Source organism: Seonamhaeicola sp. MEBiC01930 (assembly GCF_045277075.1).
In the GTDB taxonomy this organism is placed as follows: domain Bacteria; phylum Bacteroidota; class Bacteroidia; order Flavobacteriales; family Flavobacteriaceae; genus Seonamhaeicola.
This window is the reverse complement of the sequence record NZ_CP104270.1, coordinates 2,114,399-2,128,335: the sequence shown is the minus strand read 5'-3', so window position 1 is coordinate 2,128,335 and position 13,937 is coordinate 2,114,399. Positions and strand designations below refer to the sequence as shown.

General features: G+C 31.2%; 15 protein-coding genes. 6 read left to right on the top strand and 9 right to left on the bottom strand.

The genetic code is table 11. The features are described 5' to 3' along the window. Nucleotides 1–19 precede the first annotated feature (19 nt). The 4 genes from N1F78_RS09270 to yiaA form a co-directional block, all read right to left on the bottom strand. On the bottom strand, nt 20–832 hold the full coding sequence (locus N1F78_RS09270; protein WP_406682883.1) for an alpha/beta hydrolase: 813 nt from the start codon (nt 830–832) through the stop codon (nt 20–22). Further along, nucleotides 801–1,679, bottom strand: coding sequence for an alpha/beta hydrolase (locus N1F78_RS09265; protein WP_406682882.1), 879 nt, complete (start codon nt 1,677–1,679; stop codon nt 801–803). The genes N1F78_RS09270 and N1F78_RS09265 overlap by 32 nt, the downstream gene beginning before the upstream one ends. A gap of 92 nt (nt 1,680–1,771) precedes the next feature. Then, complete coding sequence (locus tag N1F78_RS09260; RefSeq protein WP_406682881.1) at nt 1,772–2,458, bottom strand: lysostaphin resistance A-like protein; 687 nt, start codon at nt 2,456–2,458, stop codon at nt 1,772–1,774. Nucleotides 2,459–2,569: 111 nt separating this feature from the next. After that, nucleotides 2,570–3,052, bottom strand: coding sequence for an inner membrane protein YiaA (gene yiaA, locus N1F78_RS09255; RefSeq protein WP_406682880.1), 483 nt, complete (start codon nt 3,050–3,052; stop codon nt 2,570–2,572). A gap of 150 nt (nt 3,053–3,202) precedes the next feature. Between yiaA and N1F78_RS09250 the strand changes: the two genes are divergently transcribed. The 3 genes from N1F78_RS09250 (at nt 3,203) to N1F78_RS09240 (ending at nt 6,555) form a co-directional block, all read left to right on the top strand. Beyond that, on the top strand, nt 3,203–4,702 hold the full coding sequence (locus N1F78_RS09250; RefSeq protein ID WP_406682879.1) for a hypothetical protein: 1,500 nt from the start codon (nt 3,203–3,205) through the stop codon (nt 4,700–4,702). 30 nt (nt 4,703–4,732) lie between these two features. Beyond that, the gene (locus N1F78_RS09245; protein ID WP_406682878.1) at nt 4,733–5,953 is read left to right on the top strand and encodes a hypothetical protein; all 1,221 of its coding nucleotides are present in this window, start codon (nt 4,733–4,735) and stop codon (nt 5,951–5,953) included. Nucleotides 5,954–6,090: 137 nt separating this feature from the next. Further along, nucleotides 6,091–6,555 carry a hypothetical protein gene (locus N1F78_RS09240; RefSeq protein ID WP_406682877.1) on the top strand — a complete coding sequence of 155 codons (465 nt, stop codon included), beginning with the start codon at nt 6,091–6,093 and terminating at the stop codon, nt 6,553–6,555. A gap of 85 nt (nt 6,556–6,640) precedes the next feature. On the opposite strand, the gene hemL is transcribed toward N1F78_RS09240, so the two are convergent. From hemL to N1F78_RS09220, 4 genes are read right to left on the bottom strand one after another with little or no spacing between them, the layout of a single operon-like run. Continuing rightward, nucleotides 6,641–7,927 carry a glutamate-1-semialdehyde 2,1-aminomutase gene (hemL, locus tag N1F78_RS09235; protein WP_406682876.1) on the bottom strand — a complete coding sequence of 429 codons (1,287 nt, stop codon included), beginning with the start codon at nt 7,925–7,927 and terminating at the stop codon, nt 6,641–6,643. Nucleotides 7,928–7,932: 5 nt separating this feature from the next. Further along, nucleotides 7,933–8,700, bottom strand: coding sequence for a glucosaminidase domain-containing protein (locus tag N1F78_RS09230; protein WP_406682875.1), 768 nt, complete (start codon nt 8,698–8,700; stop codon nt 7,933–7,935). Further along, complete coding sequence (locus N1F78_RS09225; RefSeq protein ID WP_406682874.1) at nt 8,701–9,612, bottom strand: 1-aminocyclopropane-1-carboxylate deaminase/D-cysteine desulfhydrase; 912 nt, start codon at nt 9,610–9,612, stop codon at nt 8,701–8,703. Further along, the gene (locus N1F78_RS09220; RefSeq protein WP_406682873.1) at nt 9,590–9,940 is read right to left on the bottom strand and encodes a hypothetical protein; all 351 of its coding nucleotides are present in this window, start codon (nt 9,938–9,940) and stop codon (nt 9,590–9,592) included. The genes N1F78_RS09225 and N1F78_RS09220 overlap by 23 nt, the downstream gene beginning before the upstream one ends. Before the next feature lie 51 nt (nt 9,941–9,991). Here N1F78_RS09220 and N1F78_RS09215 point away from each other — a divergent pair, with 51 nt between their 5' ends. Continuing rightward, complete coding sequence (locus tag N1F78_RS09215) at nt 9,992–10,162, top strand: DUF5522 domain-containing protein (protein ID WP_406682872.1); 171 nt, start codon at nt 9,992–9,994, stop codon at nt 10,160–10,162. A gap of 136 nt (nt 10,163–10,298) precedes the next feature. Further along, nucleotides 10,299–10,859, top strand: coding sequence for a DUF4136 domain-containing protein (locus N1F78_RS09210; protein WP_406682871.1), 561 nt, complete (start codon nt 10,299–10,301; stop codon nt 10,857–10,859). A 33-nt stretch (nt 10,860–10,892) separates the two neighbouring features. On the opposite strand, the gene N1F78_RS09205 is transcribed toward N1F78_RS09210, so the two are convergent. Next, entirely contained in the window at nt 10,893–11,996 is a 1,104-nt protein-coding gene (locus tag N1F78_RS09205; protein WP_406682870.1) for a bestrophin family protein, read from the bottom strand. Between the two features lie 148 nt (nt 11,997–12,144). On the opposite strand from N1F78_RS09205, the gene N1F78_RS09200 reads away from it, so the two are divergent. Then, nucleotides 12,145–13,905: an aromatic amino acid hydroxylase gene (locus N1F78_RS09200; RefSeq protein WP_406682869.1), complete on the top strand. Its 1,761-nt coding sequence runs from the start codon at nt 12,145–12,147 to the stop codon at nt 13,903–13,905. Nucleotides 13,906–13,937: the final 32 nt, after the last annotated feature.

Genomic DNA, 13,937 nt, shown 5'->3' with positions numbered 1-13,937 from the left:
CAATTATACTAATTAAATATTACCTGAATAAAGTCTCAATTTTTTGCTGATACTCATCATACCTTCTTAAGTTGTTATGACGCCCTCCTTTAATAGAAATAAATTCTGAAATTGTTTTAGGAGCTACTTCAAAAAGCTTTTCTCCCGAGGCATACGGCACAACATCATCATCAGTACCATGAAATATAGTTATTGGACAATTAACTTGTTGTATATATTTGTAAGATTGAAACTTATACTTTGCAAGCCATTCTAAAGGAAATATAGGAAACCTAGACCGCCCTACATCTGGAATACTATAATATGGCGTTTCTAAAACGAGTTGCTTAGGGTTATTATTTGAGGCTACATATGTAGCTATACCAGTACCAAGTGAGCGACCATAAACACTAATATTTCCCTCATCATATCGTTCTTTTAAAAAATTGTAACAATATTGAGCATCGCTATAAAATGCGGCCTCACTTCTTACTCCTTTACTCTTCCCAAACCCCCTATAATCAGACACTACAACATCATATTGTTTTTCTACAAGAAACTGAGCTCTTCTACCCCAACTGGCTAAATTTCTAGAATTACCATTAAAATACAAAACCACCCCTTTAGGTTCCTCAGTTTTAAAATGAATCATATTAATTTTACCTCCATCAGTTTTCAAAAAAACTTCTTCAAAAGGATAAGAAAACTCAAAGCTATAGTCATTGGGTAAAGGCCTGGGCAAAAACAAAATTTTCTCTTGGTAAAAATATAATGAAGCTCCCAATATCAAATAAACACCCACAAGAATAGCGATAGCTATTTTAAGCTTTTTCCTTATTCCTTTTCGACACATGATTAACTTTAATACTGGTGGTTGATAAATCTATCTTTTCGGGCGCACTATTTAATATATTATGAATCATTTCATGGTAGGATTCAAAGTTATTTAAATTTTTATGTCCGCCACCAATTACGGTATGTAATTTAGTGTTTTTTGGATTTACTTTTGATAATTTTACACTGGTTTTATAAGGAATCAACTTATCATTAGTACCATGTATAATATGGATTGGGCATTGAACGTACTTTAACCATTTATAAGTTGGAAGCGGATACTTTATTAGAAGAGATAAAGGCATAAAAGGCGCATACCTTGCGGCCACTTTAGTTAAACTATAATAGGGCGCATCTAGAATAAGCATTTTAGGATGATTCATAGACGCTAATTTTGCCGCAAAACCAGAACCTAATGACCTACCGTATAATACAATTCTATCTTCGGTTGTTTTCTCCTTTAGTTTATTATAAATTACTTGTAAATCTCTTTTAATAGCTTTTTGTGAACGACGCCCTGTACTTTTTCCAAAGCCTCTATAATCAATCATTAAAACATTATAACCATGCCTAGTAAAATCAACCGCAAACTTACCCCATCCTTTAATGCTTTTAGAGTTTCCCTTTAGATATAAAACTACACCTTTAGATTCACCTTTAGGTTTAAACAATAAACCATTTATAACCGCACCATCTCTAGTTTCTAAATTATATTCTTTAATGTTCTGATTTTCATAGTAGAACTCAAAATCATTCGGAAGTTTTTCCGGTTTAAACAACATATAATCTTGTAAGTAATACAAAGCAATACTTATTACCACATAGGCAACAAAAACTACTATACATATATGTATCCAATAAGGCATTTACAACCTGTTTGACACTAATATACAATAAAATAGACTAATTGGTTTTTGAGGTTTTTCAAATACCTTTTCAATATTAGCAACCATAACTTTTAACTGAAAATATTTAAGAATACTTCCTGAAAAGGATCTCTATCAACAACTGTGTAATAAAACAGTGCTCCCAACCAACCATGAAATACTCCCATAACATAAACATTTCTTTGCTTTAAAAACACATAACCATAAAATAATGCAAGAATAAAAGTCCCTATCATTAACCAAATTGAGGGATAATGAACTATAGAAAACAGGACCGCTGTAATTAAAATAATTAGAATATTATTCAATTTTTTGCTTTTTAAATCCTTTAAATTGCCAGCTATTAAACTAATAGTTAAATACTGCTGAACAACACCCCAAATTGGATAAGTGATTAGCAGTGGTATAACGTGCCATGTTAAATTGATACTATTATTAAAATACCCTATTATTAAAAACGTTATTATTGAAACCAGAGCAAAAGGCAACATCAATTTAAAAACCTTTTTAAAATTATCGGTTCTAAAACCCCAATATTTTAAAACACCTCTTTCCTTTTTATATCTATAGAAAATATAAACACCCCAAGAAATTATGGCAAAAACTACAAAGAGTAATCTCCAATTGAGATAATCCATAAAAACAAATTTCCCAACTGCTGTGAGTATAACACCAGAAATTTCAAAGATTCTAATTTTATCTGAAATTAATTTGTCTTTATAAAACTCCATTAAACAAGATGTTAATTTAGATTTCATATTAGCATGCTTTTAAACCCCGCAACCAGAGCTGCGGGGTTTGGGTTAACTAACCAATCATCAAAACAATATCTCAACTATTTTGTTTTGATTCATAAGTTTTATATCTCACTATTTTTCTACTTTATTATTTCGTTCTATATACTGAACATCTCTTGTGTTTTTCTGAACAGCAATGGCTGCAAACAAACTTAACAAGAAAGACATACCATAAAATCCTTTTTCACTTAAAAGTAAATCTGCATTCCAAAGGCCAACTACCAATAACACAATAGAAGCCACTGTTGTAAACCAACTAATACTATGATAAATATCGGTAACTGGAATATTCTCCAACTTATCTCTAACAGCTTTCTGAACAGAAATAACTGAAAACAACCCAAAAAGCAAAACTGTAAAATAGTAGCCTTTTTCGTTTAACATCATATCAGAATTCCATAAACCAATGCAGTAAGAAACCATTCCTATAAACAATGCAGACCACGAGGCGCTAATAAAAGCAGGTGTTGGTTTTTGGTCAAAAACTTTAGGTGTTTTTTTCAATTTTGTTTCTTTAGATTTTTCATCTATTGAAACTGTTGTTTGATAATTCATAATTTTTGTTTTAATGATTACATGACAAAACTGCAAAACAACTGTGATTAACCAAAAACAATATTATTATAAAACTGACGATTTAATTTTAAACTATAATATATTATACCTTATATTTAGTATAATATTATAATATTAACTGACGATTAAATGAATGATTTAAATAATATAATTTCCACTTTTTCTTCTGAAGAACAGCACCAATTTTTAAATCACTTAGAAAAAAACAACAAACGAGGTGATGTAAAAAATATCATGTTGTTCAAATTACTATCAAACAGCAATTTAGATTCTAAAGACATTTGCTTAAAACTATACGGAAGTCATAAAAAAAACGCCTACCACGCCTTAAGAAAACGCTTGTATCAATCTATTATAAATTTTACTGCTAACCACAATTTACAAGAAGAGAGTTCAGTGCAAATGGGAGTAATTAAATATCTCTTGGCAGCAAGATATTATCTGCAACAAAAAGAGTACAAAACTGCTTTTAAGATATTAAACAAAGCTGAAACTATTTCCAAAGAGCACCATTTATTCACTTTACTTAATGAGATTTATCACACCCAGATTCAGTTTGCCGACTCTAATTCTTCTATTAATCTTGATGAATTAATTTCAAAGTTCAACAGCAATCAGGAAAAACAAATTTTAGAAGACAAACTCAATATTGTTTATGCTAAACTAAAACATACTTTAAATGCCATTACTTATAAAGGTGAGATTATTGACTTTCAAACCATTTTAACCAATTTATTTAATCAGTACAACATTAACATTGATGAAAACTTATCTTTTAAATCGCTATATCAACTCATGAGCATTATAAGTTTTTCTGCCTTTGCCTCCAACGATTATTTAAGAGTTGAACCTTTTTTAATAAACTCGTACAACTCAATCATCTCTTATAAAAGTGAAGAAAAACAACCATTTTACCATATACAGATTTTGTATATGATTGCCAATACATTTTTTAGAAATAAACGATTTAAAGCCTCTTTAGAATACCTAAACCTAATGCACAATGAAATGTCCCTTCACCGTAAAAAATACTATAACACATTTAGCCCTAAGTATCACTTACTTTTATCACTTAACTTAAACTATACTAGTAATCAAGATGAAGCCATCAATCTATTAGAACCATTTTTAAACAAAAAACATACTGATATTGAATCATTACTAGATATACGTTTGAGCTTAATCATGTATTATTTTCAAAAAAATGAGTTTAAAAAAGCCCTGCACATATTTTCAAAGTTTTATCATACAGACAAATGGTATATTGAAAAGGGTGGTATTGATTGGGTTTTAAAAAAGAATCTTACTGAAATACTACTACACGTTGAACTTGAAAATTTTGATTTGGTTGAATCAAGACTATTAAGCTTTCAACGAAATCATTACAAATACCTAGAAGCCACCAATCAGAAACGCGTCATTACCTTTATAGAACTGGTGATACATTTTTATAATAATCCTAACGAAGTTACTTCAGACTCTTTCAAGGAAACCGTTAAAAACTCTTTTGAATGGACTAAAGCCGAACATGAAGACATTTTTGTTATGAGTTTTTATGCTTGGTTAAAGAGTAAAATAACGAAAAAATCAATTTACGAGACCACTTTAAAAGTTATTAAAGATGAATAATCAAAAATCAATTTATCCTATATTTGGTCCATGCTAAAAAAAGTATTTCAACTAATTTCTTTAGTCTTTACAATATCTATTTTTGCTCAAAAACAAGATAGTTTAGCTTTAAAAAATGGGATTGAAAATCCTTCATTAGTTAGCACCCATCATTTTGGCATTTTCAATTCGAGATTAAACACAAATTTTAAACAAAAACGCACTAGAAACAAAACGTTATCTTTTAATTACACTAGTGGCAATAATTTTCACCCATTTGTAGAAGCATACTTTCCAAAAGACCCGGCAGTTAGAGAGCAATTAAGTGAATTTATTTGGCATGATCGTCCTTTCCATTTTATAAACCAAACTACTACACCAGCAGACTATATGAATATTGTCATTGATGCTGTTATTAAGGAATTTAGAGCGGAACTTTTTTTACCACTCACAAAACAACAAGAAATCACTATTAATTTAAGGTCTTATTTTATAACTAAAGGCAAACACCCTTTTTCAATATTTACAAGTGATGAAACTATTGAATGGTTTCACAGCAATATTGCTGGTGGAGAGGACCCATTTGGCAGACGTTATTACGGATTAAATCAAGTAAACTTTGAATATTATGACCGAAATGGAAACACTTTAAAACTAGAAAATGGAGACTTTTTTATTGGTGGTATTGAGTTTTCCCATTATTATTACCCCAACTTATCAATTAATAACACCAAGAACATTTACATAAATTTTGGTAGTCACTTAGGAATAAATACTTCAAAATTCAATCCTTCTTTAGATTTTGGTATTTCCTTAAATGCCCTAAAACAATACTACTTTAAAAATCAAAATCAATTAAACCTTGCAATTGGAGCAAACATATTACGTAAAAACCTTATTAAACTAAGTAATGATGCTATTGATTTAGGAAATAACACTTATCTAGGAACCTTAGAAGGAAACATTGAGTTTACCACATTTACTAAAAAAAACAATTACAATTCATTTGGAATTAACTACCAAATACAAACTAGATATAACAAAAAAGCGGAATCAAATTATTATAGTTTAAGAGGGAAATGGCAAGAAATAAATGGTGGCTGGCATAATGGTGTTGCAACACTCTACAATACTTTTTCTTTTACGTCATTTATTTATACATATGGCAGACCTAAATACAAAATTTCTCTTTTTCTTAAACAAGATTTTGACGTAAACAACGCTCCAGATTTTCAAACGGGAATTCAATTAAAAGTCCCTATTCACAAGTAGAATTCAATATTCGCCATTATATTTTATTAGTTTTTTAATGTTAATTTCTAGTTAAATTAAAAAAGCAAATTAAACTTTTTTAATATTCAAAAGTCAAAAAAGCAACAATACGTTAAACATTAAAATTTATAATAACAATGAAAAAACTAGTATTAATTGCTTTAGCTTTTATTTCAGTTCAAGCTTTTGCTCAAGAGGAAAGAAAAGAAAAAACTAACAGAGGAGAACGAGGAAAAAGAATGATGAACCTTTCTGCTGAAGAAATGGCTTCTTTACAAACAAAAAAAATGACTTTACATTTAGATCTGACTGAAAAACAACAAGCAGATGTTAATGAAATTTTATTAGCTAATGCCATTGAACGCAAAGCACAAATGGAAGCCAGAAAAACTAAAAAAGAAAGTGGTGATCGTGAAAAACCAACAAAAGAACAACGTCTTGCAAGAGCTAATGAAAGACTAGACAAACAAATTGCCATGAAAGCTAAAATGAAAAATATTTTAGACGAGGAGCAATATGCTAAATGGGAAAAAATTCAGGCCAAAATGGCTCAAAGAGGTAAAGGGAATAAAAAGGGCAAAGGCAATAAAAAGAATGGATAAGAAAAACTAAATAGATTTAGTTTGTTGATTGATTATAGTTTGTTAATAAAAAGGCAATTCAAAATATTGAATTGCCTTTTTTAAGTTATAAACTTTTTGAAACCTTATTTATAGCTTCAATAGTATAGTCTAAATCATTATAGGATAAAGCATCTGTAATAAACCATGTTTCAAAGGCACTTGGCGCAATATAAACCCCTTCATTAAGCAACCCGTGAAAAAACTTTTTAAAGGTATCATTATTACCTTTTGCAGAAGTATCAAAATCTATTACTTCACCTTCATCAAAATGAACAGAAATCATTGATCCTACTCTGTTGATTGTATACACAACTCCATTTGCCTTTAAAACTTTATCAATACCTTCATGTAAATATTTTGTTTTCTCCTCTAACCGGTTAAAAATTGCGTCATCATTATTTAATTCATTCAACATTGCCAAACCTGCAGCCATTGCCAAAGGGTTTCCACTTAAAGTCCCTGCTTGATAAACCGGACCTACAGGTGCCAAATAATTCATTATTTCATCTCTTGAAGCAAATGCACCAACAGGTAAACCTCCTCCTATTACTTTACCAAAACAAACAATATCTGCTTTAATATTAAATAGTTCTTGAGCTCCTCCTTTTGACAATCTAAAACCAGTCATTACCTCATCAAAAATCAGTAAAATATCGTTAGAATCACATACTTCTCTTAGTGACTGTAAAAAACCATCTTTAGGTGGAATACACCCCATATTACCGGCCACAGGCTCAATAATAACACATGCTACATCTCCTTTATTAGCCTCAATTAACTCCTTTACATTGTTAATATCATTGTATTTAGCTAACAAAGTGTCTTTTGCTGTACCATGTGTAACTCCAGGACTATTGGGTGTACCAAAAGTACTAGCCCCACTTCCTGCTTGAATTAAAAATGAATCACTATGCCCATGATAGCATCCAGCAAATTTTATAATTTTATCTTTCCCGGTATAACCTCTTGCCAACCTAACTGCACTCATACAAGCTTCTGTTCCAGAATTCACAAACCTAATTTTATCAATATTAGGCACCATAGAAACAGCTAATTCAGCAATTTTAGTTTCAATTTCTGTTGGCATTCCAAATGAGGTTCCTTTTTGAGCCTTTTCAACTACTGCATCAACAACAGGTTTATGAGCATGACCCAAAATCATTGGCCCCCAAGAGTTGATATAATCTATCAATCGGTTTCCATCTTCATCATATAAATAAGCCCCTTTAGCTTCTTTAACAAAAATAGGCGTTCCTCCAACCCCTTTAAATGCTCTTACTGGGGAGTTCACACCTCCTGGAATTACTTTTTCTGCTTCGGCAAACAAAGCACTGCTTCTCTTATAAATCATTAAAATTAATTTTGTGACGCTGGTTTTACATGTAACTGTTGCCCTACACTCAAGGCATTATCCTTTAAACCATTTAAATTTTGAAGTTCTTTGACTGTGATATTATATTTTTTTGATATTGAATACAAAGTATCTCCCTTTACAACAATATAGGTTTCAAGTTCATTCTCAACCTCTTCAATAACCTCATAATTGTCACCCAATACTTCTCTATCATATTCATAAAGTTTGTAACGTTCAATTAATGATATTAATTTTTGCGGGTACTTTTTATCTGTTGCATAACCCGCAGCTTTTAAACCTTTTGCCCAAGCTTTATAATTTGTTTCTTTTAAATTAAATAAACCTGCGTAACGTTTTCTTTCTTTAAGGAATAATGAATGATCTCTAAAGGAATACTTAGCATCTTTATATTTTCTAAAACACTCTCCTTTTTTATCGTCATCATGATATATCTTACCACCTTTCCATCCATGGCATTTAATACCAAAATGATTATTTGCTTTAACAGATAATCTTCCTTTTCCAGAACCAGATTCTAAAATACCTTGAGCCAAGGTTATACTTGCAGGAATATTATAGAGCTTCATTTCATTTTGAGCTATAGCCTTATAAGTATCAATATATCTTTCAGTATCATTTGCGTAAACCTTTTTAGGTTTACTTTCTTTTACTACAACCACTTCTGGTTTTGGTTTAGCTTCTATATTCTTTCTAGTTTTACAACTAAATAAAAGGCAACCTAAACATATTAAAATTAGTATTCTATTCATTTATTCAATAATAGGTAAATTCTTCTTTTTTAAAACTGAATTCATACTTACTATCCCTTGTAAACCTCCGGTATGAATTGCCAAAATTTTGCTTCCTTTTTTAAAAAACCCTTTGTTTATTAAATTAAAAATACCAAACATCATTTTACCAGTATAAACAGGGTCTAATGGGATGCTGTTTTCCGCATTAAATTTATTAATAAACGCTATCAATTCTTGGTTTATTTTTGCATAACCTCCAAAATGATAATCCGTAATAAGCGTCCAATTTTTCTTGGTTACAAATTTACTAATATCTTCTTTTAAAAAATCACCTTTTAAAGCTGGGAATCCTAAAACTTGTTGACTAGGTTTTGAACAATTAATGAGCCCTGAAATGGTTCCTCCTGTTCCAACAGCACTACATATAAAATTAAATTCAGCATCTAAATCAGTTAAAATTTCTTCACAACCTTTAATAGCTAAGTCATTTGTACCTCCTTCAGGAATAAGATAAAAGTCCTCAAAAAAATCTTTCAAACCATTTATAAGCTCAGAGTTTGCTTTTTCTCTATAGACTTCTCTAGACACAAATTCAAATTGCATGCCATTAGATTTTGCAAAACTTAGGGTTTTATTATCTTTAATTCTTCCCTTTAGTTCTTCACCTCTAATTATACCCACAGTTTTAAACCCATACATTTTACCGGCATAAGCAACTGCTGCTATATGATTTGAAAAAGCACCCCCAAATGTTAAAAGAGTATCATGCCCTAATGATTTGGCCTTTAGTAAATTGTATTTAAGCTTTCTGTATTTATTGCCAGAAACAAATGGATGAATTTTATCTTCTCTCTTAATATATAATTTAACCCCAAAATGCTCTGATAAAACAACGGGCTCATTTATACTATTTTCCACCTGAAAATTCATGCTTACAAAAATACTTTAAAAAAGCCCAAAAAGGACGATTATTTAAATATTCTAAATCATTTTCCTTAAAATATGATTCCCTTTCAAAAGAAATATTTCTATAGGCCTCATTCCAATTTTTATATTTTAATAATCTTATAAAAAACTCCAAAATATACCACAGGTAAAAGGGAACTACCAGAAGTTCTAATTGCTGCCTTAAGTGTATTCGTTCATGGTTTAAAAGCCTTTTATTAACTTTTAAGTTAGATGATTTTAAAAACATAAAAGGAAAAAAAGTTAAACCTAAATAACCTTTTGGCACTAAATATTTAGAAACAATAATCATAACTTCAGCTATTCAAAAATCAATCCAAATTGCTTTATCTTTGCCTAAATTATGAAAAAGAACATTCCTCTTGAAGAGGGTGATTACTATATCACTCCAGAAGGCTATAAATGCTTTACAGAACAATATCATTTAAAACGGGGGTATTGTTGTGAAAGCGGATGCAGACACTGCCCATACGGTTATAACAAATCAACAAATTCTATTAGAAAGAGCAATTAAATTAATTAAACTCTTGGTATGGTTCTTGATGCAATAAATTTAAACTTTTATTTTCTAGAAAAGCTTATTTGCTTAAACACCTAACATAGTTAATAATAGTTTATTAAATTTACCTTAACCATAAAAATTTTGCATTATGAAAACATTATTTAGAACCCTACCACTACTAGCACTATTGTTTGTAATTACATCTTGCTCCTCTGTTCGGGTTGCAGCAGATTATGATAAAAATGCCCGTTTTGGAGAGTACAAAACCTTTGCATTTTTTAAAACAGGAATTGATAAAGCTGAAATAAGTGATTTAGATAAACGTAGAATACTTAGAGCCATTGAAGCAGAATTATTAGCTAAAGGATACGCAAAATCTGCAAACCCTGATATATTAGTTAGCATCTTTACAAAATCAAACCAACGTGTTAACGTATACAACAACGCCTGGGGAATGGGTGCCTGGGGTTGGGGCGGATGGGGTCGCGGTTGGGGTCCTGGATGGGGCTGGGGTTGGAATCAACCTTCAGTAAGCACTAGCACACAAGGCACTTTATATATTGACCTAGTTGATGCCACAAAAAAAGAGCTTATATGGCAAGGTATGGGAACGGGCTATTTAAGTAAAAACACAGAAAAGAAAGAAGAACGTATAAAGGAATTTGTTACCAAAATAATGGAAAAATATCCTCCAGGAGCAATGCAATAAATTTAAAAAGCGACTCAATTGAGTCGCTTTTTTTTACATTACAATATCATTTTCCCAAATATATGGATCTGGTATATCAGTATCATCTATAAGCTGTCTTATGTCTATTTCTATACCTCTACTCATGTCAGTAATAGGCACATCGTTTGGACCACCTTCAAACGGGTTTTCTGAATTTTCACCAATAGCCTCCATGGTATGAAATACCCATGAAATTAATGCACTAAATGGTACGGAAAACCACACAAAATGTTTTGCAATAGCTACTTGAGTTTGATGAATAAACGAATCTTGATCGGTGTGCATACTTAGATGTTCCAAAATTGTAGCTCCAAAAGCTTCAAATTCTTCCATAATACCGTAGGGAATGAGCAGAATAAAAATCCAAACAAAAATATAGTTTAAGGTAGCAAACTGTCTTGGGTATGGGAAGTTTTTAATACGCTCACTTTTACCTTGCAAGGTGTAAAACTCCGTTAACATACTCATCATTTCCATATGCCGAAAATCCTCTATCAACCCCTGCTCCATGAGCTCCTTTAATCGCCTCGATTGTATACCTAACAATTGTGAGGCTTGATTTCCTTTAGCAAATATTTCATTAAATTCTTTATCTGATATATATGGCTTCACAGCACCTTCAATAGGTTCTACATCTTCACAAACTCGATAATTCTTTGCTCTAAACTCTTTATTTGACCGTTGTGATTTTAAGTGCATTTCCCATGGCTTATCTTTTCTAAGTTGATACCTAAGTGCATTTAACCATGCTACGTGCCTATGTACCATTTCGCGTTTAATCAACTGTAATTCTTCTGGAGTTTTAGATTTGGCCGTATGATCATTAGTTATAAAGTCCTTAATCATAATTGTCCATGAGCGTGATGCATTAACAATGCCTCCCCAAATTTTCCTAGCTTCCCATAAACGATCATAAGACGCATTATTTTTAAAACTCACAATAAACGCCACGGCAGTACCTAATACCCCTAAGGGCAACCATGGCAAGTGCAGCCACTTCAATTCTAAAACATCAAATAGAATCACCGGGATAAAACCTAAAACAATAAATAAAATGATGTGACGGCGTGTCCAAATTAAAACGCCTTTAATTGGAAATATTCGTTTAGTATACATAGTGTTTTATAAGAATTATAAATATATAAAAATCCTTTCGATTGAATAAATACTATTATTTAACAATAATTAATATGTAAAATTCAAAATATAATCTTATTTCTAAGATTTTCGTATTTTTAATACGTTTATGTTTCCAAAATATATTATGAATAATTCAATTGAAACAAACCCGATTTTAAATAAGCTACCCAAGCATTTAAAACAGTTTATTAAACCTCAAAACTACAATGATTATTCGGCAATTGATCACGCGGTGTGGCGCTATGTAATGCGTAAAAATGTTACTTTTCTAAGTAAGGTTGCTCATAAATCATATATAGAAGGTTTGAAAGATACAGGTATTTCAATTGATAATATCCCGAACATGTATGGCATGAACCGAATTTTAAAAGACATAGGTTGGGCAGCTGTAGCTGTTGATGGTTTTATCCCACCAAATGCTTTTATGGAATTTCAAGCTTTTAATGTTCTTGTAATTGCCAGTGATATTCGTCAATTAGAACATATTGAATATACCCCCGCGCCCGATATTATTCATGAAGCCGCAGGACACGCTCCTATTATTGCAAATCCGGAATATGCGGAATATTTAAGACGCTTTGGAGAAATTGGCTGTAAAGCAATTTCCTCTGCTAAAGATTACGAATTATATGAAGCTGTAAGGCATTTATCTATCATAAAAGAGGCTCCCAATACACCTAAAAATGACATTGTTCTAGCAGAAAAACATATTGCAGAACTTCAGCGAAACATGACCGAACCAAGTGAAATGGCTCTTATTAGAAACTTACATTGGTGGACAGTTGAATACGGACTTATTGGAACTATTGAAAACCCAAAAATCTATGGAGCTGGCTTGTTATCATCCATTGGAGAAAGCGAATGGTGTATGACCGATGCTGTTAAAAAATTACCATACACTATTGAAGCAACGTATCAAAATTTTGATATTACTAAACCTCAGCCTCAACTTTATGTAACACCAGACTTTGCTCACTTAAGCTTGATTTTAGAAGAATTTGCTAACACAATGGCCCTTAGAACTGGTGGACTCTCAGGTGCCAATAGGCTCATTAATTCAAAAGCATTAGGCTCTATTGAATTGAGTACGGGCTTACAAATTTCGGGTATTTTCACTGATGTTATTGAGAACAACGATGCAGCCATTTATATTCAGACTACTGGAAAAACAGCATTGGCCTATAGAGAAAAGGAACTCGTTTCTCATAATGCAGAAATACACTCTAAAGGATTTGGTTCACCGATTGGCAAACTAAAAGGTATTAATCTTGCTATTGAAGATATGAGTCCACGAGATTTGGCTGCTTATAATATTTATGAGGAACAAATTGTGACTTTAGAATTTAATGGTGGCATTAAAGTTTCTGGTGAGATTATTACAGGAAAGCGTAATCTTCAAGGAAAAATAATTCTCATTAGTTTTAAAAATTGCACTGTAACTTATGGTGATACTATTTTATTTAAACCAGAATGGGGTGTTTATGATATGGCGGTTGGAAAAGACATTGTTTCTGCTTTTTCTGGTCCTGCAGATTTAAATAGTTTTGATTTAATAACACATGTTCCTTCAGAAAAAACCATTCAAATTAAAAAGTCTAAAAATAGATTAAAGTTAGAAGATTTATATCAACAAATACGAGATTATAGGGAAGGTAAAAACACAACCTTATCTAGAACAAAAATTCTTGAAGAGCTTATTGAAAACCATTCAAATGACTGGTTACTATCAGTTGAACTTTATGAATTAACTCATATTGAAAATGAAACCAAATTAAGTGAAAAGGTTCTTATTCATTTAGAAACTATAAAGAAAAACAGACCTGAGATTGCCAATTTAATAGACGCAGGCTTAGAGATTATTCAAAATAACTCAGCGGTTAAATAAATAGCAAAAATGAAAAACACACATTGTTTTTC

Coding starts and splice junctions, on each gene's coding strand:
- N1F78_RS09270 (WP_406682883.1), bottom strand. CDS start 832: ATGTGTCGAAAAGGAATAAGGAAAAAGCTTAAAATAGCTATCGCTATT.
- N1F78_RS09265 (WP_406682882.1), bottom strand. CDS start 1,679: ATGCCTTATTGGATACATATATGTATAGTAGTTTTTGTTGCCTATGTG.
- N1F78_RS09260 (WP_406682881.1), bottom strand. CDS start 2,458: ATGAAATCTAAATTAACATCTTGTTTAATGGAGTTTTATAAAGACAAA.
- yiaA (WP_406682880.1), bottom strand. CDS start 3,052: ATGAATTATCAAACAACAGTTTCAATAGATGAAAAATCTAAAGAAACA.
- N1F78_RS09250 (WP_406682879.1), top strand. CDS start 3,203: ATGAATGATTTAAATAATATAATTTCCACTTTTTCTTCTGAAGAACAG.
- N1F78_RS09245 (WP_406682878.1), top strand. CDS start 4,733: ATGCTAAAAAAAGTATTTCAACTAATTTCTTTAGTCTTTACAATATCT.
- N1F78_RS09240 (WP_406682877.1), top strand. CDS start 6,091: ATGAAAAAACTAGTATTAATTGCTTTAGCTTTTATTTCAGTTCAAGCT.
- hemL (WP_406682876.1), bottom strand. CDS start 7,927: ATGATTTATAAGAGAAGCAGTGCTTTGTTTGCCGAAGCAGAAAAAGTA.
- N1F78_RS09230 (WP_406682875.1), bottom strand. CDS start 8,700: ATGAATAGAATACTAATTTTAATATGTTTAGGTTGCCTTTTATTTAGT.
- N1F78_RS09225 (WP_406682874.1), bottom strand. CDS start 9,612: ATGAATTTTCAGGTGGAAAATAGTATAAATGAGCCCGTTGTTTTATCA.
- N1F78_RS09220 (WP_406682873.1), bottom strand. CDS start 9,940: ATGATTATTGTTTCTAAATATTTAGTGCCAAAAGGTTATTTAGGTTTA.
- N1F78_RS09215 (WP_406682872.1), top strand. CDS start 9,992: ATGAAAAAGAACATTCCTCTTGAAGAGGGTGATTACTATATCACTCCA.
- N1F78_RS09210 (WP_406682871.1), top strand. CDS start 10,299: ATGAAAACATTATTTAGAACCCTACCACTACTAGCACTATTGTTTGTA.
- N1F78_RS09205 (WP_406682870.1), bottom strand. CDS start 11,996: ATGTATACTAAACGAATATTTCCAATTAAAGGCGTTTTAATTTGGACA.
- N1F78_RS09200 (WP_406682869.1), top strand. CDS start 12,145: ATGAATAATTCAATTGAAACAAACCCGATTTTAAATAAGCTACCCAAG.